We start from the raw sequence: 21,220 nt of genomic DNA, 5'->3' as shown, positions 1-21,220 counted from the left end.
ATCTGATGATTAAAGAAGGAGAAAACCGGGGAATTAGGCCTCCGCCGGTTTTCAAAGTTTATCAAATACAGTTTTTAATTAATAAACCTTTTAAAGTTATGAAAAAAAAACGAATCAGGCAGAACCTGTGTAGGGGTTGTATGCCAAAATTTCTCTTAAAAATGAAACTACTGAGTTTTTTCATCCTGGTTTCTGCAATTACGACGCTAGCTGCGAATAGCTATTCGCAACAAACCAAATTTAACATCTCTTTTCGTAGCGCAACAGTTCGGGAAGTTCTTCAAAAAATTGAGGACTCCAGTGAGTTTATTTTCCTGTACAGTGAAAAATCAGTTGATGTTGACAGAAAAGTCGATGTTAATGTAACTAACCAAACAGTTGATGTTGTTTTAGACCAATTGTTCAATGGTACTAGAAACTTCTATGAGATAAGAAATAGACAGATTTCGATACTTGAGAAGGGATCAACTGAAAATTCTTATTTGAAGATTGGAACTGAGTCTTCCCAGCAGCCCAAATCCATCTCCGGAAAAGTCACTGATTCTTCCGGTGGTTCGTTGCCGGGTGTTTCTGTTGTAGTGAAAGGAACAACAACGGGAGTTATTACTGATATGGATGGAAAATACACTCTTTCAAATATTCCTGAAAATTCTATTTTACAGTTCTCGTTTGTCGGCATGAAGACTCAAGAGGTTATGGTGAGTGGTAAAACAACCATTAATATGACCCTTATAGAAGAGACTATAGGCATAGAGGAAGTAGTAGCCATTGGATATGGCACTCAGAAAAAAGTCAGCCTAACTGGCTCGGTCGGATCAATTAAAGGAGATGCAATGACAGAAAGGCCAGTTTCCAATCTACAGCAGGCATTACAGGGACAATTGCCAGGAGTGACAGTAACAGATTTGGGAGGAGCGCCTGGAAAGTCCAATACTACAATAAGAGTGAGAGGATTGACAACTTTAGGTAATAATAACCCCCTCATCATAGTAGATGGTTTGGAGCAAAGATTATCCGATATAAATCCAAATGATATCGAATCTATTTCTGTCCTAAAAGACGCATCCTCTACAGCAATATACGGATCAAGAGCTGCCAATGGAGTTATGTTAATTACTACAAAGCGTGCAAAGTCAGGGAAAGTGTCTGTGGCTTATAATGGATTCTATGCCTTAGAAAAGGCAATTAATATACCTCAGCATATGGGATTAGAAGATTATATGCATATGATGAACGTTGGAGATAAAAATGCTGGAATTTCACCAAGATACACTGAAGCATATATTTCTGAATATGTTAATGCAAAAGACCGTTACAAATATCCATTGCCAAATACATGGTTTCAGACAGTTTTTAGTGTTGCCCCACACCAAAGTCACTCTTTGTCGGTAAGTGGTGGAAGTGAGCACATCAAAACACGAGCAAGTCTTAGATATGAGAATCAGGATGCAATCGTTCCTAACTCTGGATCTGATATTAAAGAGGTAAGAATAAATAACGATTTTAAGGTATCAAATAAAATAAACCTTATTACAGACTTAAACTATCGGAGTTCATCTTATACATCTTTGGTAAATGACAATAATATATATGAGAATATTTACAATAGAATGTTACATTCCAGCCTGTGGGCTGTGCCTAAATATCCTGACGGAACGTATGGCTTAAGTCCTCAGGGACATAATCCACTCATGTATGCAGAGATTGGCGGAACTTCGAAAACTATTGATGATTATGTTGTTGGCAGCGTAAAAGGTGATTGGGAAATTTTAAAAGGGTTGAAGTTTAGCACTCAACTCGCAGCGCAAATAGAGAATTCGGCTACTAAAGCTTTTGCTAACAGCTATGTAGTAAGGGATTATTACAATCCAACAATTATAAAAAAGACAGTATCTCCTAATCGCCTCGATGAACTAAGAAGTATGGAACGTGAGTTTACGATCAATAATCTTCTAAATTATTCAACAACTATAGGAAAACATACTTTAAATATTTTAGCTGGATATTCGCAGATTGAACATAGCAGTAACTATATTTCTGCATATCGACAACAGTTTTATAATAACGACATTCAATCCCTAGGTCAGGGTGCCAATGACAATACTAAAAGTAATGGAGGCTATGATGCAGAATGGGGTCTGCGCTCCTATTTTGGTCGTATTAATTATTCCTTTGCCGAAAAATATTACTTTGAAGGCAATAGTCGCTATGATGGTTCATCACGCTTTGCGGAAAAACACAGATACGGTTTTTATCCTTCCTTTTCCGCCGGTTGGCGACTTTCAAAAGAAACATTCTGGAAATATTTGGATAAGTATGTAAATGAGCTGAAATTACGAGGTTCCTGGGGAAAGACTGGTAATCAAGCTGTGGAACTTTATAGTTACTTCCCCGTTTTGAACTCGGTTACTTATACTTTTGGCGGCAATTCGGCACAAGGTTATGTACAGCAAAAAATGGCTGATCCAAACTTAACATGGGAAACTACGACACAAGCAAATGTTGGTTTAGACGCGCAGTTCTTAAACAACAAGTTTTCCCTAATAATCGATTATTATAGGAAGAGAACTGATGGAATATTATTGCTTCTTCCGGTACCTGGTACTTTTGGATTAACTGCATCACCTCAGAATGCAGGAGTTGTAGACAATAATGGTTGGGAAATATCAATGGAAACACGGAATAAATGGGGGCGCTTAGGATTTATTGCAAATGCAAATATCAACATAAACAACAACAAAGTAATTAGCCTCGCAGAAACGGGTCCTTATCTTAATGGCTCCAATATTGATCCCCTTTTTATTACTGCAGAAGGTTATGCAATAAATTCTTTCTGGGGGTATGAAACTGATGGGCTATTTCAGAGTGAAGAAGAAATACGAAATTATCCAACTCTCGTTGGTGGAACAAAGCCCGGAGATGTAAAGTATGTCGACAGGAACAATGATGGTGTGATTAATGCGGATGATATGACCTATATGGGAGATAGTTTTCCAAAATATACATTCGGGGGTAACATTAATCTGTCATATCGTAATTTCTCCTTAAATCTCTTATTTCAAGGAGCTGCAGATGTTAAAACCCGAATAGCCGGAGCTTTAGTTGAAATGGGGGCCAATAATGCCTTTACCCATAAGATTTATACTAATAATTATTGGACTCCGGAAAATACAAATGCCCGTTTCCCAAGGCCAATTACTTCTGATATTCGAAATTTTAATTCTTCAGATAGGATGATGATCAACGCGACATATTTGCGTTTAAAAAATATTCAGTTGATGTATCAGTTACCCACATCTCTAACGCAAAAATTCCATATTGAGAAGGTTAATGTTTATGTATCCTCAACTAATCTGCTTACCTTCTCTAAATTAAATGAGTGGAACCTAGATCCAGAAACACCACCCGGACGAGCAAACTATTATCCTCAAATCGGATCAACTGCATTAGGTATTAATATAAATTTCTGATTAATAAAACATTACTTAAGAAAACGATATGAACTTACTAAAGATAATATCCACTATGATTTTACTGGTAATCTTAATCTCCAGTTGTCAGAATGAATTGTTGGAAACCATTCCTAACGATCGCTTGGCTGTCGACTTATATTGGAAGACTGATAAGGACGCGGAATTAGCAACAAATGCAATTTATACCTACCTTGAAGGTATCGATATTTTTAGTTGGGATGGTATGAGCGACATAGGACACAGTAATCAGACCTTTAATAATGAAGCGATGATTGAAAGCGGACAATACGATGCCCTTAATTCTAAAGTCCTACAAGAATGGACCAATGATTACGCTGGCATCAGGGCTGCCAATAGTTTTTTTTCCAATGTTGATAAAATTGATGCTGCAAGTCCTGATTTAATAGCCCGTTTAAAAGGTGAGGTAAAAGTACTACGTGCATACATGTATATCAGACTTGCTTTTTTGTATGGGGATGTTCCTTTAATTACCTCTGAAATTTCCTTGAAAGAGAGTAGAAGTTTAACTCGAACACAAGTCAGTATGATATGGGATTTCGTTGGATCAGAACTTACTGAATCAGCAACATTATTACCAGTAACCCCTACTGAAAAAGGCAGAATTACTAAAGGTGCAGCATTGGCGTTAAAAGCAAGGGTGATGCTTTATATAGGGAAATATGAAGAGGCAGCCACTGCAGCAAGGCAAGTAATAGACATGAACATTTATAGCCTATACCCCAGCTATGAAAAATTGTTTAGTTATGGTGCTGAAAATAATAAGGAGGTTATTTTAGATAAGCAATTTATTAAAAGCATTTATAGCAATAGTATGTTTGCCAATATGGCTCCCCACAGTCAAAGGGCAAGCTCAAACTTATTGGTGCCTACCAATAAATTAGTTGATGCCTACCAAATGAATAATGGGAAAAATATCGAGGATCCAACAAGTGGGTTTGATCCACAAAATCCCTATGCAAACAGAGATCCACGTTTAAAATACTCTGTATATGTGTTGGGTTCACTATTGCCAGACGGTAAAGTATTTAATTCAAAACCTCAAAGTGGTACAGCTGACGCAGTAGATTATGACTATATATCAACTAAAACAGGGTTCACTTTAAAGAAATATATTAATTCAGAAGATCTCACAGAGCCTACTAACTGTGGTATAAATATTATTCTTATACGCTATGCTGAAGTATTATTAACTTATGCGGAAGCAAAGATAGAATTGAATAAAATAGATAATACAGTTGTAGACGCAATCAATGAAGTTAGACATCGTGATGACGTAAACATGCCCCCTGTTTCTATTTTATCTCAGTCAGAAATGAGAAATATTGTAAGAAAGGAAAGGTTAGTTGAATTAGCCTTTGAAGGGTTCAGATATTTTGATATTCGTCGTTGGAGAATTGCTGAAAATGTTATGCCAGGGAAGATATATGGAATGACCTATTCCGATAATGGTATTCTAAAAACAATTGAAGTGCCAGCAGTTGAGCGAGTTTTCAGGCCAGGGCGGGATTATTTGTGGCCGATTCCACAAAAAGAAAAAGAATTGAATCCTGCTTTAGGACAGAATCCAAATTGGTAAATTAAACTGGAAGGGGAAAATAAAGATGAGCTCTATTTTCGCCTTCCACACCAATGTACTTCCCATTTGACACAATGTGTTTACTAAAATGACACAAATAGATGCTGTAACATTTATAATTCACTATTTCATAATCAATTATCCCGACTTCTGACATTTAGTGCGGTAGCATACTCGAAATTGATAAAGTTTTCAAAATTAAGTCCTTGAGAATTGCATGAACTTTAAAAAGCGAGTTGAAATTTCCTTAAAACGATTCTCAAGTCATTAAAACCAATTTTGATGATCGATATCGAAAAATAAGGATTAGTGCGGTAAAATTAATTTTTATCACATCTAACAACTTTTATATCAATTATTTACAAATTTATTTATTGTATAAATTGCCTAGTATCAGAAGTCAGGACATTTATAATTCACTATATCATAATCAATTATCTTTAAGCTAAGTCAATACATATATTTTCACCTAACCATTGGATTTTAACATTTAATATTATATAAAATATGAAATTATACATTCAGAGAAAAACAAAACTCATCTGTCTTATATTACTTTTTATTACTGTAAAACAAGCGGGTTCTCAAACTATTGTTCTCGAGAATCAAATGGTTCCTCTGAGGATTGGAAATCATCCAGAATGGCTTAACTTTTCAAATGCTCCCCAACGCGAGCTTAAAATAGTTTTTGAATGCACACAAAACCCAACTCAAAAGACACTTAGCCTAAGACAAGAAGATGTAAAGCAGAAATGGCTATTGCAACTTAATGGGAAAGAGCTTGGTAATCTTAATATTGATGAGAATCCAATGATTACATATTGGGCTGTACCACCTGATTGCTTGAATAACGGGCAAAACTCACTATTGATTGAACCGGCAGATACCACAATAGATGATATTCGGATTGGTAATATTAGTTTAATTGATCAACCTTTACTCCAGTTGCTGTCACAAGGGAAGGTTGAGATCTCAGTAACAGATGGGGATAACGGATATTTGGTTCCCGCGCGTATTACAGTTGTGGGAAAGGATGGTGCACTTCAACCGCTGGCTGCTCCGACTGATCGGTATTTAGCAACACGTACAGGATGTATTTACACAGGCACTGGGAAAGTAACATTTGGACTTCCTGCAGGCGTTTATACTATTTATGCTAACCATGGATTTGAGTACGGTGTCGATTCAGTAAAGATTGTTGTCAAGTCGGGAGAAATCCTCTCTAAAAAGCTTGTAATTTCAAGAGAAGTGTCCACTGAAGGTTGGATTTCCACCGATACACATATTCACACCAACTATTATGCTGGCGATGGAGATGCCACCCTGATGGAGCGGGCAATAACAATTGCCGGCGAAGGCATTGAACTTCCGGTTTTGACGGATCACAATGTGAAGAGTAATCTAGATTCAATCGCCAATTTGTTGGGGATGAAGAAATATTACACACCCATCGTTGGTTTTGAATATACAACCCCTTTGGGACATTTCAACGTCTTCCCTGTTACAATTCATACTCCGGTTCCTGATAATCACGTAAAGAGCTGGAATGATGTTGCTGATAACCTTCAGAAATCCGATAAACCTGAGATCACTATTCTTAATCATGCCCTTGATAACCACAATAATTTTCGCCCGTTTGACTCCAAATACCATATAAGCTGTGCTGGTACAGATCTCCGGGATTGGAAATTTCCTGCAATTGCCATGGAAGTAATCAACTCAAGCGCTCAACTGACTGACTATATGAGGCTGTATGAAGAATGGTTTGGGATGATGAACAGAGGATACAACTTAACACCCGTTGGGGCAAGTGATTCTCATACGGTTTCCCGCTATCTCGTGGGACAGGGGCGTACTTACATCAAAACCAAAGATACTAATCCGGATAAAATTGAAATAAAGGAAGCAGTAAAAAACTTTAAGGATGGGAAAGTGATGGTTAGTTTTGGTCTGTTGACAGAGATGGTGGTAGATACAAAATATGGGCCAGGTGAACTTGTACCATCAACATCTAAAGAATTGATGGTTTCAGTTCGGGTAATGGGACCCGGTTGGACTACCGCTAATCGGATCGTATTATATGCAAACGGCATAAAGATCAGGGAGGACGCGATCCTTAATGGTAGCGGTCCTGGTATAAAATACTTCAAAACATGGAAAATTCCCCGTCCAAAATACGATGTGTTCCTGGTTGCCATCGCTGAAGGGCCTGGAGGCAACAAACCTTTCTGGCCAGTTCCAAAACCCTATCAAAACACTTCATCAAGCTGGATTCCACGAGTTTTCGGATCAACAGGTGCTATATGGATTGATGGAGATGGAGATGGTCAACATACAAGTGCTTATATGTATGCACGCAAATTGATAGAAGTTTCCAAAGGCAATATTAGTAATCTGATTGAAAAATTAACATCCTATGATGCTGCTGTTGCTATTCAGGTTGCTGCTATTTTACAAGAACAAGGAGATATTTTAAGTTCTCCCGAAGTTTCCAAAGCGATTAAGAAATCAACACCTATGACTAAATCCGGTTTTAAAAAATTTATTGCGGAATATAAGATATCAAAAACATCTAGATAACCGTTTTGAGAGCGCATAAAGTTTCAAACCTAAACGACTTTCTTTAAAGTTCTGAGGATCAACAATTCTTAAAAGTACTGAATTAAGAAAATATCAGTTTTAACAAGGTGGCCTTTGCTTTAAGGTAAGGAGAGTGAATAAATGCGAATAATTCTCAGCCACCTTGTATTTCTATTACAAAAATTTTATTCGTTAGGTATTTTCTGCCACTGGAGTCTATTTTTATTTACTATATAATCTTTTTTTTGAAAAATATACTATTAGTAGATCTAATAAAAACCAACTCCAGGTATTTGGGATACAACCACACCAAAATCTTCAATAATTGCATGAAAACAACAACATGAAAAAACAATTTAAAATTCTCCTTTATATATTATTTAGTACTCTAATTATAAGTTGTTTTGCTTTCGCAAGCTTTGGTCAGGAGGAATACAAAGACTTGAAAAATAAGGATTTAAAAGAACTTTATCCAGGAGGTTTGTTTTATGAAGTAGAGCATTATTCACAGTCGAAGAAATCTAAGCAACTTAAAAACATTATCCTTATGATTGGTGATGGGATGGGGCTTGCTCAGGTATATTCTGCTATGACAGCTAATGGAGGTCATCTTTATTTAGAAAATTTTAGAAACATTGGGTTCTCAAGAACTTACTCATCTGATAATTATATCACAGATTCTGCAGCAGGTGGGACAGCTCTTGCAACAGGTGTTAAAACCTATAATGGAGCAATTGGAGTTGATCCTGATAAAAAACCTGTCATTAACATTCGTGAACTAGCTGAATATAAAGGACTAAAAACAGGCATTATCTCCACTTCGTCAATTACCCATGCAACACCAGCCTCTTTTATTGCTCATGTAGACTCAAGGGGCAGTTATGAAGATATTGCTCTTGATTTTTTAAAAACAAATATTGATGTTTTCATTGGTGGGGGTATTAAAAATTTCGAAGAACGAAGGGATCGAAGAAATCTAAGCCAAGAATTGAAAGATAAAAGTTATCAGGTTTTGTACACTATCGAGGATATACAGAAAGTGAAATCAGGAAAACTGGCTGGACTTACTGCTCAGGAACATAACAAGCCCATGCCAGAACGTGGTGAAATGCTTGTACCTGCAACCCAAATTGCTATTAATATATTATCCCAAAGTAAGAAGGGCTTTTTTTTAATGGTTGAAGGTTCCGAGATTGATTTCTTTGGACATAGGAATTCACTTCCTGGTGTTATCCTTGAAACGTTGGACTTCGACAGAGCGGTCGGAGTTGCACTAAAATTTGCCGCATATAATCGCGAAACCCTAGTTATTGTAACTGCTGATCATGAAACAGGCGGAATGTCGATAAATAACGGTAATTACAAAACAGGTGAAGTGTCAGCAATATTTACAAATGGCAGCCATACCGGAATTACTGTACCCATTTTTGCTTTTGGCCCCGGAGCTGATTTGTTTACTGGATTCATGGAAAATATAGATATTGCAAAAAAAATGATGATACTCTTGAAGGTAGAAAAGCAAAATTTCAGTATAAAATATTGACAATTTAAATATCTGACTTTTACATACTTTGTTCGTGTGACAATTATGAATTTTGGAGATAAAGTAATCCGAGACAAAATCTTATCAGGCAATTAGAAAAAATGGAGAATGTCTTTCGGTCTAACTTGATTTGGGGAAAATAATCTGGCGATAATTGAACTTGGCAACGAAGTGAAGGCTGCTCCAATTCCTCATAAAGAGCGATTGCTTTTTAGAGATGGTGTAATTTGAAAAATAAATTAAAAACTAAGGGACTGTTTAGATTTAGAACAGATATAAACAAAGTACTGATTATCAACATATTTAATCAAATTAATTTCGTTATATTAATGGGATCCAAACTGTAAGAACAAATAAAACACCACTCGACCAACCTTTCAGACAGCCAATGGATGCTTTTATGCGGTATTTTGAACGACAACCGCAAGAAAAAAGATATTTGCGGAATATTTTCAATGCCATTTTCTATTTGATTAAAACAAGCTGTCAATCGCGAATAATACAAGGAAGTTTTCCCAACGGAGAACTAGTTTATTACAATTTCAGTAGTTGGAAGGAAACGGCGTCTTAGAATAAGTTCATGAACTGCTTCGCGACAGAATACGCAAAAAACAGAAATACATGAACCTTACCATTTGTAATACATTGACATTCATTATATTAATACAATAAGATTAGGTGGCGAATATTGAGTTTTGAAAGTAACAAAATGATCAAAGGTGGGAAATGCAATAAAGTTTGAAATGCAATGGGTTTGCTGCTTGCCTTTATTATACATGCTGCATGTGTACATGACAGCAAAGGCGAAAGCGATTTAATTGCCTTACTGAAAAGTCGGTTCGAAAGGCTGGTCAAGATCGTTGCAGATGATAGTTATCGTAGAGAACTCATAGAGAAGACCAAAACCACATTCAGCTCGATTCTTTAAATCAATTTAAAATCAAACCATTACAGTAAATTTACCTTTACTCTTAAAAGATAGATTGTCGAAAGAACATTTGCTTAGTTTGAAAGTTACCGAGGACTTGGGAAAGACTTCGAATGCCAGACCGACGCCAGCGAGGTCGTGATTCAGCTTGCAATAATAAGATTAATGCTTAATAGAATCAAAAAATAAAATTTCAAGAGTCTAAATCGAGAAGGTGAATTTGATAAATAGTTTATGTATTGAAAGAAAAGAAACTAATATGTGTATTATCAAGTTAGGGAAATAGGAAACTAAGTTTTTTTATTTGAGATATTGGAGAACCCCTTATGCTGTCTGAGAAATCCATTAACCAATTAATGATCAATATTTTCATTTATTATTATCTCGTTTAGAATTAAAATGAAATGAACCAATCAGCTAAATTTTTTTCAACGTTATTCTATGTTTTGATGAATGTTTTTGCATCATCAGGACAATCAAAGCATCCTGTAGATTATGTCAATCCCTTTGTAGGTGCAGCCGAGTTTGGACATTGTTTCCCGGGTGCATGTGTCCCTTTTGGGATGATCCAGGTGGGTCCCGAAACCGGAAACGGAAATTGGGCATATTGTTCAGGCTACCAGTCGACAGATTCGTCGATCAACGGTTTTTCGCAGACAAGATTGAATGGAACCGGTTGTCCCGATCTGGGCGATTTGCTCATGCTTCCGTTTACCGGAGAACCGGTTCGGAAAACTTACAAAAGTGGGTTCCGTAAAGAACTGGAAAAGGCCAGCCCCGGCTATTATTCAGTACAGCTTTCAGATTTCGATGTTAAGGCTGAAATGACGGCAACCGAACATACTGCCATTCATCGTTATACTTTTCAGGGAAAAGAAAAGCCACAACTATTGGTTGATTTTCAGAGCGGCCTAGTCGGATCGGAAAAACATTTGTATGACCATGTTTTGGATGCCAAAGTCATTCTTGAAAACCCGACAACCGTTTCGGGTTATACGCGCACCAAAGTTTGGCTCGACCGTACTTATTATTATGTGATCAAATTCAGTAAACCATATACCTCAAAAGTTTTGTTGCCAAAGCTAAAAGAACAGGAAAAAGCACCTCGTTACGTGTTCAGTTTCGACCTGAATCCCGGTGAAACATTACTTGTAAAGGTGGCATTGTCTTCTACCAGAATTGATGGAGCGAATAAGAATCTTCAGGCAGAAATTAAAAACTGGGATTTTGAAAATATCCGTACAGCGGCCAAACGAAAATGGAACGAACTATTGTCGCGTGTTCAAATAGAAGGTTCTACGGAACAAAAGAACATCTTTTACACTTCGATGTACCATTTGTTTATTCAGCCCAACAACATTGCAGATGTGAACCAGCCACCGTTTTATTCAACCTTGTCGTTGTGGGACACTTACAGAGCTGCCCATCCGCTCTATACCATTTTGGCTCCTGAACGGGTTGATGGTTTTGTGAATTCAATGCTTCATCAGTATGATCAGCAGGGCTTTTTACCCATTTGGGCTTTGTGGGGAAAAGAAACTTATTGCATGATCGCTAACCACGCCGTTCCGGTAGTTGTTGATGCTTACCTGAAAGGATTTCGGGGTTTTGATGACGAGAAAGCCTATCAGGCAGTAAAGACTTCACTGACGAAAAACCATCAGAATTCGGAATGGGAGGTGTATAATAAATACGGATATTATCCATTCGACCTGATTAAAACCGAGTCGGTATCGAAAACGCTCGAATCGGTGTTTGACGACTATTGTGCAGCACAATTTGCCAAAGCGCTTAACAAAACCGACGATTACAATTACTTTCTGAAACGTTCGTTGTTTTACAAAAACCTGTTCGACCAGCAAACTAAACTGATGCGGGGAAAAGATTCGAAAGGCCAATGGAGAAAGCCATTTAACTCATTTGAGCTTTCGCAAGCTTCAAGTTCAGGCGGCGATTATACCGAAGGAAACGCCTGGCAATACACCTGGCACATCCAGCACGATGTTCCTGGTTTGATCGATTTGATGGGCAGCTCTGATTATTTCACTGCAAAACTTGATTCGCTTTTCGAGATGTCAAGCAAGAAAGAAGGCAGTGGTTTTGTGATCGACGTTACCGGATTGATTGGTCAGTATGCCCAAGGAAATGAGCCGAGTCATCACGTTGCCTATTTATACACTTTGGCCGGAAAGCCTTGGAAAACGCAGAAACTCATCAGGGAGATTTGCCAAACACAGTATCAGGATAAGATAAACGGTTTGTGCGGAAACGATGACTGTGGGCAAATGTCGGCCTGGTATATTTTCACCAACCTAGGCTTTTACCCGGTCAATCCCTGCGGCGGCGAATTTGTGCTTGGAGCTCCTCAATTACCAAAAGCAAGGATCAAACTGCAAAACAGTAAATCGTTCACGGTTGAAGCAGTTAATTTTTCAAAAGACAACATTTATGTGCAGTTGGTTGAATTAAATGGAGTTTTGTTCTTAAAATCAACCATTAGCTATTCTGATATTATCCAAGGTGGAACATTAAGATTTATCATGGGAAATAAGCCGGCAAAATAGCTAACAATATTTCACCGATCTTGAATAAAACCTCTTTAATTGAAAAAACCAACACTTTTATATCATGTTTAAATACTATTTTATTGGTTTTGAAATAAATCTATACGGTTTGTCTTATGAATGCCCATATCAAAGGCGAAAAAATAAGTGCCCATTGAAAGGTATCGATTCTCTTCTATTCCAAGAAAAAGTTGATTGGATTGATGACTTAAATGAAGAAAGAAAAAGATTATTATGGGAACAACATATAGTCTGTTCTCAAATTAGAAATAGAGAAAAATGCTCAGTTATTAAGAATGTGGTTAAATAATAGGTTTAGTTTGATTAGTTAAGTGAATCCCCCTCTGTTTCACAAGAGGAAGGTTTTCCGGGGGCATTTTGATGCTCCCGGGATTAAACTGAGGAAAATGATTTTTTTACTGTACATAGATATTACGGAATCGTTTAATGAAAGATTGAACTGTTATAGAATCTGGAGGATGGATTCAAGATATTACCGGTCTTTATTTAAGACCCAAACATTAACAGTTTAAATTTTAGCTATGGAAACATTTTGTGAAATCATCCTGGACTTGGATAATGAACTATCCTGGATAAAAGAAGTATCGGAAAATATTCCGGGACAGATGGAATATGCCATCGGTCAATGCAAGGTTGCATTAGACCGTATGCGCAAACTTGTGATCAGTGAAGGCTTTCCCGATCAAAAGTCTGAAATCTACTTTTTCAAGAAAATTAAACCGGCCGTTTATAGTAAATTATTATACCATCAGGCGGTCCTTGATCTGGAAAGTAAACGTCAGAAAGCCGACTCATCAGTTATCAGGAGGTACTTTCAGAAAAGGCTCTACAAAATCAATGAGTATATGGAAGAACACCAAGTAAAACTCCAGTACTTCAAATGTGGATTCAAGCACTTGGATGAAAAGTACTTTGTCCGAGGCACGACTGAAATACCACTTGAACTCCGCGGCAGCCATCATTTAATGGACAAGGATTTTTTCACATGGCACGACCATACCTTTTCAATGATCATGGCCAACGAAATGTTGATCGATTACATCCAAATCATATTCAAAAAGGAAACGATGGCAGTAATTGGATTATTATTGACCGGACCAAAACAGAATTGAGGTGCCGGATTCCAATCCTTCCAGTTGCTCAGGAGATATTGAATAAATACGAGAACCATCCGTTGGCAAATTCTTCAAACGGGCTACTTCCAGTTCATTCCAAACAAAAGATGAACTGTTACCTGAAAGAACTTGCTGACATTTGCGGCATCCGAAAAAACTTAACCATGCATGTGGCCCGTCACACTTTTGCAACATCAATAACCTTATCAAACGGCGTTTCTATTGAGACCGTTTCAAAGATGCTGGGACATACCTCATTAAAAACGACTCAAATCTATGCAAGAATTGTAGATACGAAGATATCAAAGGACATGGAAAATCTGAAACCCAAATTAATCGAGAGTGCGAATTAAATAACATATTTGAAACAACATTTTATTTGTTCTTTCAGTAAAGCGTCATATTTAGATATCATTTGCATCCGAAAAATTGTCTGGGTAGTAAAATCTGACAATTATAAACCATATTTGCAACATCATATATTTATTTTTAGAAAAGTTGGACTCGCAAATTTCTGAAATACAACTCATTAAAGCATTTAAGAAGGGAGATGCCCAGGCTTTTGAGTCGCTTTTTAATTTGTATCACAAGCGACTGTATTACTTCTTGTTCGGGTTGTTAAAGTCGAAAGAAGATGCTGAAGAAATTGTTCAGGAAACATTTTTGAAAATTTGGGAAAGCCGTGAATTTTTTTGGGAGAATTACCCTTTCGAATCTTTGCTTTTCAGAATTGCGAAAAACGCTTTTCTAAATTATAACCGGAAAAAAGTGAACCGCGCGGTCTTTGAAAAACATTTCGGATTATTTACTGAACTTTCAGAGAGTTCAGCGGATCAATATATCCTCTTTCAGGAAACACAAAGCATTATTGAAACAATAGTGAATGGATTACCTCCCAAAAGAAAAGAGATTTTTCTTTTGCAAAAAGTAGAGGGACTTTCCCGGCAAGAAATTGCTGACAAATTAGGGATTTCGATTATTACGGTTGACAGTCAATTGCTTAAGGCAAACAAATTCTTAAAGGAAGAATTTCAAAAGTTTAGCATTCTGATGATCAACATTCTCTTTTTATAAATTTTCTCACTTTTTTTGAAAATATTTTAATACCGGATAATAGTTTTTTGATGTTCATGTGTATTACTCATGACTTTAAAACCTATTTATGCAAACTGACAATAAAATACAACTGCTGCAAAACTTCCTCAATGGCAGTATTACCGATCAGGAATTAAAGAACCTCTTTGTTTGGTTGAATAGCGAAAAAGGCAATATGGAGTTTGAGAAACTTCTAAATGAAAAGTGGTTAACCAATAAATTTCAAACAACTGAAAATATAGATTCTACTATTCTGTTCTCAAGAATTAAGACCAAGATTGAAGATAAACAGTTATCAAGTAGGAAGCAACTCCTTATCAGATTCAGGAAAGTAGCAGCCATTTTTATACTCGGGCTTTTAATTCCGACAATATATTTCACGGTACTGAACCCGCAGAAGGATAATAAGAAGGTGGTATATCTCAAAGAATCCTTATCGAACGAAAAGATAAGAAAAATGACTTTGCCGGATGGCACCGCTGTTTGGTTAATGTCAGGAAGTACAATTACATATCCATCAAATTTTTCAGAGAACAAAACCAGGAATGTAGAAATTACCGGTGAAGCTTTTTTAAATGTTGCCAAGGATTCATTGCACCCTTTTATTCTAAATCTTGGCGAAGTTGGGTTAAAAGTGGTTGGGACAAGCTTTAATGTGATGAATTACGGCGATGAAGATCGTGTTAATGTTGTTCTAAAAACCGGGAAGGTCGATCTGTTTAAAGGAAAATACAATCCGGATAATGATTTCGTCCATTTGGCTCCTGGACAATTGATGACTTACAAAAAAGGAGAACCGGAATTTCTGATTAGCTATGTTGATGTTGACAAATATATTTCATGGATCAACGGAACTCTTCTGTTTCACAATGATCGTTTTGAAGAAGTGCTAAAAAAATTGGGGAAATGGTATAACATTTCCATAGAAGTTAATGACCGAGAAATCTCGAATTTTCTTTTTACAGCAACCATAAAAAATGAAAACCTAGATCAGATTGTCGATCTCCTGAAATATTCAACTCCTTTTAAATATTCAATATACAAGGCAGACGGAGTGACAAAACTTGTTGTAGAAAAAATGAAATAAAACTTAACTAAAAGTATAAGCCTATGAAATAACCCTAAAAAAGGAGATGTAAACATCTCCCTTCTTGAAATTCATGCCTTTTCTAATTTGCAGTCAGCTAAAGGCATAAATAATCCGAATCATAAATTCAAATCATTACAAAACTATGAAAAAAAATCATTGTTCAATGGTTTCTATACTCTCGCGGGTATGGAAACATAAAATGTTATTTATCATGAGACTAACCTTTTCGATATGTTTGTTTTGCGTGTTGCAATCATTCGCGATAGGCACTTTCTCACAAAATGTAAAGTTAAGTATTAATCAAAAGAACATAAGTGTTGAGAATGCCTTGCAGTTAATTGAAGACAAGACCGACTATTACTTCATGTATAGTGTCTTAGTTATTGATGTTAAGAGGACCGTAGATATTGAGGCTACAAATAAATTAGTGCCTGAGATTTTGGAAGACATTCTTAAAGGAACCGACATCTCCTACAAGATCGACGGCCGTTTAATTGCCCTTTCAAAAAATGATGAAATATCATCTGTTAACCAGCAACAAAAATCTATTTCCGGTAAAGTGACAGACTCCTCGGGAGCATCTCTGCCAGGCGTTTCTGTGGTTGTAAAAGGCACAACTAATGGAACAATTACTGATAGTAACGGGATATATTCGATTTCTAAAATTCCAGAAAATGCAACTTTACAGTTTTCGTTTGTGGGGATGAGTCTGCAAGAGGTAAAAGTTGAAGCCCAGACAACAATAAATATAGTTTTGCAGGAAGAAACAATTGGTGTTGACGAGGTTGTCGTAGTTGGTTATGGAGCACAAAAGAAAAGCGATCTCACCGCCTCAATATCTTCATTGAATACGAAAGACTTACCTAGGTCAGCTTCACTAAGTGTCAACAACATGATACAGGGACGGGTCGCTGGCGTCGACATCACTTCGGCCAGCGGAATGCCGGGTGCAGGTGTGTCAATCAAAATCAGAGGCGTTAGCACCATCAACAACTCAGAGCCTCTATATGTCATTGATGGGGTTCAGTTTACTAATGGCAGCGGAACGAACTTCAATACTTTGTCGATGATCAATCCTTCGGATATCGAGCATATCGAAATACTGAAGGATGCCTCTGCTGCTGCAATTTATGGGGCTAATGGAGCAAATGGCGTTATTTTGATTACAACCAAACGGGGTGTTGCCGGAAAACCAAAAGTCAATTTCAAAGCCCAATATGGCGTTGCCTCCACTCCCCGGAAATTGGATTTGCTTAACGCAAGCGACTATGTTGATTTGTTGGTTGAACAACAAACAGCAGCCTACCCTACAAGTAGTCTGACATCAATTGTTGGGTCAACTGTTTTGAATTACGATTATTCGAGGGTAACCCGAACAGATTGGCAGGACGAATTATTTAAGAACGCCAGCCTTTACGAAGCTGATTTTAGCATACGAGGTGGAAGCGAGACTTCCAATGTTTTCTTCTCGTTAGGATATTCAAGTTCTGAACCAATTGTTTATGGGGGAGATTTTGCGCGATACACCATGCGCCTGGCCTCCGACTTCAAGATCGGCAAAAGAATCAAGATCGGGGAGAATATAAACTTTTCGTATGTCAACCGCGACGAAAATGTCGGGTCGATTACTAGCGCCCTGATCATGCCGCCTTACGTCCCGGTTTACGATAGCAACAATTGGTGGGGATATGGTAATTGCAACAATGTAAACGACAACAACAATGCGGGAAATCCTATCACAGCCGTGGCTTATAACGACAACACTAACAAGAACCTAATGGTGTTTGGGAATATCTATGGTTCGGTCGAATTAATGAAAGGTTTGACTTATTACACTAGTTTGGGTATCAATACTAGCTATGGTCATACCGGCACTTTCCAGAAGAAATATGAAAATGGAAACCTAACCTATTCAAATCAATATACCGAAACATATTCGTGGGGAATAAATCCCATGTTGGAACAAACATTAACATATGTCAGAAGTATTGGCAAACACAATATTACGTTACTTGGAGGTATGTCCATATCGCGTTGGGGAAAAAGCAGAAGTGCTTCCATATATGCACAAAATTACCCTAATGAGGAATTAACCAACGTTAAGCTTGCCGGTACATCAACCGTATCATCCGAAAGTGTAGGCGAATCGGCTGGCTTGTCCTATTTTTCCAGGTTAAACTACAGCTTTTTAAACAAGTATTTATTGACGGCCATTGTCAGGGCTGATGCCTCTGCAAGTTTTGCCCCAAGCAACCGTTGGGGTAAATTCCCAGCCTTATCGGTAGCCTGGAAAATGACTGAAGAAAAGTTCGTAAAAGACAACCTTCCCGCATTCAACAATTTAAAACTTCGTTTGGGCTGGGGCAAAAACGGGAATTCAAACATTGGCTCCTTTCAATACACTTCTTATACCCATAATCAAGGGGTTGCCTATCCTGTCGGGACATCCACTTCTGAGACATGGCTGACTGGCACAACTATCAAAGCGCTGGCCTCTCCCGACATCAGGTGGGAAGAAGCCACAACAAAAAACATTGGGTTGGATATGGGCTTCTTTAAAAACAGGCTATCTCTCACCGTTGATTATTTCGACAAAACCACCGATGATATTTTGGTAACCGTACCAACTTCGCCATCAATGGGATTGGGTCTAGCCGGAGGCGGATCTGGCGGTAGCCGTGTTGCCAATGCGGCATCAGCCACCAACAAGGGGATTGAATTTGCAACAAGCTATGCCGGAAATATCGGAGAAGTTAAATACAACATTTCGGCAAACCTTAGCTATGTGACCAACAAAGTTACCGGACTTGGTGATGGGGTTGCCATCCAAGGCACTACCTATCAAGGACAAGCGGCCATTACCCTTACAGATATTGGCCACCCGATTGGTTCTTTTTATGGATATAAAGTTGATAAAGTTTATGCCGGCAAGTCTGAAATTGATACTGACAATGCCAATGCAGTTTCCCTCTCAAAAGGGAGCATCAACTATTATCAAAGTAATCTGACCGCAGCTGGCGATATCCGGTTTAAAGATCTGGACGGAAATGGCTATGTAGATACCAAGGATCGCACATACATAGGCAACCCTATCCCTAAGTATTCGTATGGTTTCGCTATTGATCTTTCTTACAAGAACTTCGATTTCTCGACCAGTTTCTCAGGTGTACAAGATGTTGATATTTATAGTGCCTATTACACCTGGTATCTGGAAGGAATGAGGATTACCGAAAACCATTCCTCCGCAGTATTGAACCGCTGGACCACGACAAACACCAACACGAATATGCCAAGGGCAATCAGTGGTGACCCGAACAACAATATGAGGACTTCCGACCGCTATGTTTGCGATGGCTCTTATCTGAAAATGCGCAACATCTCGGTTGGATATACGCTTCCGGCAAACATCCTTCGCCGAATCAAACTTGATCCGGGATCAAACTTAAAAGTTTACCTATCAGGACAAAACCTGCTTACATTCACCAAATATAAAAAAGGTTACGATCCTGAAATATCATCATACGATCCTGGTAACGCGAATAGCTATAACCTGAACAGAGGGATTGATGTTGGATTAGTTCCAAATCCTAAAACGGTTATGATTGGATTAGAATTAGGATTTTAACACACAAATTAGACACAAGTATTATGAGACACAAAATAGTTATTGCCACAGCAATCCTTTTATTAGGAATAATAGGATGTAATGAAGATTTTTTGAACTTAGAAAATCAAAATAGTTATACGGAAGACAGCTATTTCACAACAGCAAGCCAACTCCAGGAATCTGTTGTAGCCGCTTATTGCGGATTTTATCAAATCGGGTTATTTGCAAGGGAATGGTATTTTTACCACGACATGCTGGGGAACGACGCAAAAGCTGCCCCTGCAATGGTTGGAACGGGTTCTATGGGACAATTGCCTGCATTATCATACGACGGAACAAACAGTGAAATCCAAAACTTGTGGAGAAGCCTTTACCGAATTGTTTTGCGCTCGACCATTGCCATTGATAAAAGTAACGAATTTACGCCCACCACAACCGATGAGACTACGGTTAAAAACAATACCGTTGGTGAGGCAAGCTTCTTAAAAGCATGGTCGTATTTTACTCTATATCGGTTATGGGGGGTGATCCCATTGAGAAAAACAATTGATGATATGGCTATTAATGACTTCGCTCGAGCAGGAACAGAACAAGAAGTTGTCGATTATATTCTGGAAGTACTTAAAGATGCAGAAGCCGACCTCCCAGTCTCTTGGAGTACCGCCAATAAAGGCCGGGTTACCCGCGGAGCTGCCATTGCTCTACGTGGCCAGCTTTACTTGTGGCAAAAGAGTTATGCCCTGGCAGAAGCCGAATTTGCGAAACTGGCAACCACACCTTATAGCTATGCTTTAGCCCCTAAGTTTTCGGACAATAATACTGAGGCTGGCGACAACAATGTAGAATCATTATTTGAAGTGCAACATGCCTACAATAAGTCTGGATCTGTCTGGTACATGTTCGGGTCGCAAGAGTATGGAGTTGCTCAGGCTGTCACCGGACGCGCCATGGAATATGGGTTCAATGATTGGTTTAATGTCTATGTATCAAACTCTTGCGTTGAATCGTTTAAATACACCATCAACGAGCATAGTTATGTTGATCCAAGGGCATTCTACACTTTTTATGGAAATGCCGCAAGCGGTGGCGACACAACGTATTACAGTGCAACGGCTGCTAATAATGAACAGTCATATCCATTTGCAACAAAAGGTTATGCATGGAAGAAATATCAAAGGTATGAAACACAGGAGAAAGAAGGGAAACCCTGTAGCCCAATTAATACAAGAGTGCTTAGGTACGCCGACGTACTTTTAATGAGGGCTGAATGCATGATTCAGACAGGAAATACATCAGGAGCCTTGACCCTGATCAACCAAGTTCGGGAGCGTTCAGGAGCAGAGAAATACACTAGCTTGGGGAGTACTCCAATGACGATATTAAAACGGGAAAGAAGGTTGGAGCTTAGCGGCGAACAAGTCCGTTTCTTCGACTTAATCCGTTGGGGAGAATTGGTTTCGACTTTAAATCCTGAAAAATCAGCACAAAGCGAGGGAACCCCTTATCAGGAAAAACACAATAAATTTCCAATTACAACCGATGAGTTGGACATCAATAAAAAAATGACGAACAGCGTCTATTATTCCGGCTGGAATTAATTAACATGC

11 protein-coding genes are annotated in these 21,220 nt (G+C 38.1%); all 11 read left to right on the top strand.

Going from position 1 to position 21,220, the window contains the following annotated elements; translation table 11 throughout:
- Positions 1-5 precede the first annotated feature (5 nt).
- The 11 genes from AQPE_RS02250 to AQPE_RS02200 all read left to right on the top strand — a co-directional run bounded on the left by AQPE_RS02250 (position 6) and on the right by AQPE_RS02200 (position 21,211).
- Positions 6-3,470 (top strand): TonB-dependent receptor, encoded by a 3,465-nt coding sequence (locus AQPE_RS02250; protein ID WP_318349419.1) that lies wholly within the window; start codon positions 6-8, stop codon positions 3,468-3,470.
- Between the two features lie 28 nt (positions 3,471-3,498).
- A complete protein-coding gene (locus tag AQPE_RS02245; RefSeq protein ID WP_318349418.1) occupies positions 3,499-5,070 on the top strand; it encodes a RagB/SusD family nutrient uptake outer membrane protein in 1,572 nt (523 codons plus the stop codon).
- 507 nt (positions 5,071-5,577) lie between these two features.
- Positions 5,578-7,650, top strand: coding sequence for a CehA/McbA family metallohydrolase (locus tag AQPE_RS02240; RefSeq protein ID WP_318349417.1), 2,073 nt, complete (start codon positions 5,578-5,580; stop codon positions 7,648-7,650).
- A 343-nt stretch (positions 7,651-7,993) separates the two neighbouring features.
- Positions 7,994-9,193, top strand: coding sequence for an alkaline phosphatase (locus AQPE_RS02235; protein ID WP_318349416.1), 1,200 nt, complete (start codon positions 7,994-7,996; stop codon positions 9,191-9,193).
- 1,332 nt (positions 9,194-10,525) lie between these two features.
- The gene (locus AQPE_RS02230) at positions 10,526-12,685 is read left to right on the top strand and encodes a GH92 family glycosyl hydrolase (RefSeq protein WP_318349415.1); all 2,160 of its coding nucleotides are present in this window, start codon (positions 10,526-10,528) and stop codon (positions 12,683-12,685) included.
- A 542-nt stretch (positions 12,686-13,227) separates the two neighbouring features.
- The gene (locus AQPE_RS02225) at positions 13,228-13,818 is read left to right on the top strand and encodes an RteC domain-containing protein (RefSeq protein WP_318349414.1); all 591 of its coding nucleotides are present in this window, start codon (positions 13,228-13,230) and stop codon (positions 13,816-13,818) included.
- On the top strand, positions 13,815-14,174 hold the full coding sequence (locus AQPE_RS02220; RefSeq protein ID WP_318349413.1) for a site-specific integrase: 360 nt from the start codon (positions 13,815-13,817) through the stop codon (positions 14,172-14,174). The genes AQPE_RS02225 and AQPE_RS02220 overlap by 4 nt, the downstream gene beginning before the upstream one ends.
- A 145-nt stretch (positions 14,175-14,319) precedes the next feature.
- Positions 14,320-14,895 carry an RNA polymerase sigma factor gene (locus tag AQPE_RS02215; RefSeq protein WP_318349412.1) on the top strand — a complete coding sequence of 192 codons (576 nt, stop codon included), beginning with the start codon at positions 14,320-14,322 and terminating at the stop codon, positions 14,893-14,895.
- Between the two features lie 88 nt (positions 14,896-14,983).
- Positions 14,984-16,003 carry a FecR family protein gene (locus AQPE_RS02210; RefSeq protein WP_318349411.1) on the top strand — a complete coding sequence of 340 codons (1,020 nt, stop codon included), beginning with the start codon at positions 14,984-14,986 and terminating at the stop codon, positions 16,001-16,003.
- A 214-nt stretch (positions 16,004-16,217) separates the two neighbouring features.
- On the top strand, positions 16,218-19,631 hold the full coding sequence (locus tag AQPE_RS02205; RefSeq protein WP_318349410.1) for a TonB-dependent receptor: 3,414 nt from the start codon (positions 16,218-16,220) through the stop codon (positions 19,629-19,631).
- Between the two features lie 23 nt (positions 19,632-19,654).
- The gene (locus tag AQPE_RS02200) at positions 19,655-21,211 is read left to right on the top strand and encodes a RagB/SusD family nutrient uptake outer membrane protein (protein ID WP_318349409.1); all 1,557 of its coding nucleotides are present in this window, start codon (positions 19,655-19,657) and stop codon (positions 21,209-21,211) included.
- The last annotated feature ends 9 nt before the right edge of the window (positions 21,212-21,220 follow it).

The sequence above is a fragment of the Aquipluma nitroreducens genome, assembly GCF_009689585.1.
GTDB lineage: Bacteria > Bacteroidota > Bacteroidia > Bacteroidales > Prolixibacteraceae > Aquipluma > Aquipluma nitroreducens.
Note: the sequence above shows the minus strand (reverse complement) of the source record. Positions and strands in the feature narration are given on the sequence as shown.

What these genes read in the sequence shown, in the direction of transcription:
- AQPE_RS02250 (WP_318349419.1), top strand. Translation starts at nt 6, where the DNA reads ATGATTAAAGAAGGAGAAAACCGGGGAATTAGGCCTCCGCCGGTTTTC.
- AQPE_RS02245 (WP_318349418.1), top strand. Translation starts at nt 3,499, where the DNA reads ATGAACTTACTAAAGATAATATCCACTATGATTTTACTGGTAATCTTA.
- AQPE_RS02240 (WP_318349417.1), top strand. Translation starts at nt 5,578, where the DNA reads ATGAAATTATACATTCAGAGAAAAACAAAACTCATCTGTCTTATATTA.
- AQPE_RS02235 (WP_318349416.1), top strand. Translation starts at nt 7,994, where the DNA reads ATGAAAAAACAATTTAAAATTCTCCTTTATATATTATTTAGTACTCTA.
- AQPE_RS02230 (WP_318349415.1), top strand. Translation starts at nt 10,526, where the DNA reads ATGAACCAATCAGCTAAATTTTTTTCAACGTTATTCTATGTTTTGATG.
- AQPE_RS02225 (WP_318349414.1), top strand. Translation starts at nt 13,228, where the DNA reads ATGGAAACATTTTGTGAAATCATCCTGGACTTGGATAATGAACTATCC.
- AQPE_RS02210 (WP_318349411.1), top strand. Translation starts at nt 14,984, where the DNA reads ATGCAAACTGACAATAAAATACAACTGCTGCAAAACTTCCTCAATGGC.
- AQPE_RS02205 (WP_318349410.1), top strand. Translation starts at nt 16,218, where the DNA reads ATGAGACTAACCTTTTCGATATGTTTGTTTTGCGTGTTGCAATCATTC.
- AQPE_RS02200 (WP_318349409.1), top strand. Translation starts at nt 19,655, where the DNA reads ATGAGACACAAAATAGTTATTGCCACAGCAATCCTTTTATTAGGAATA.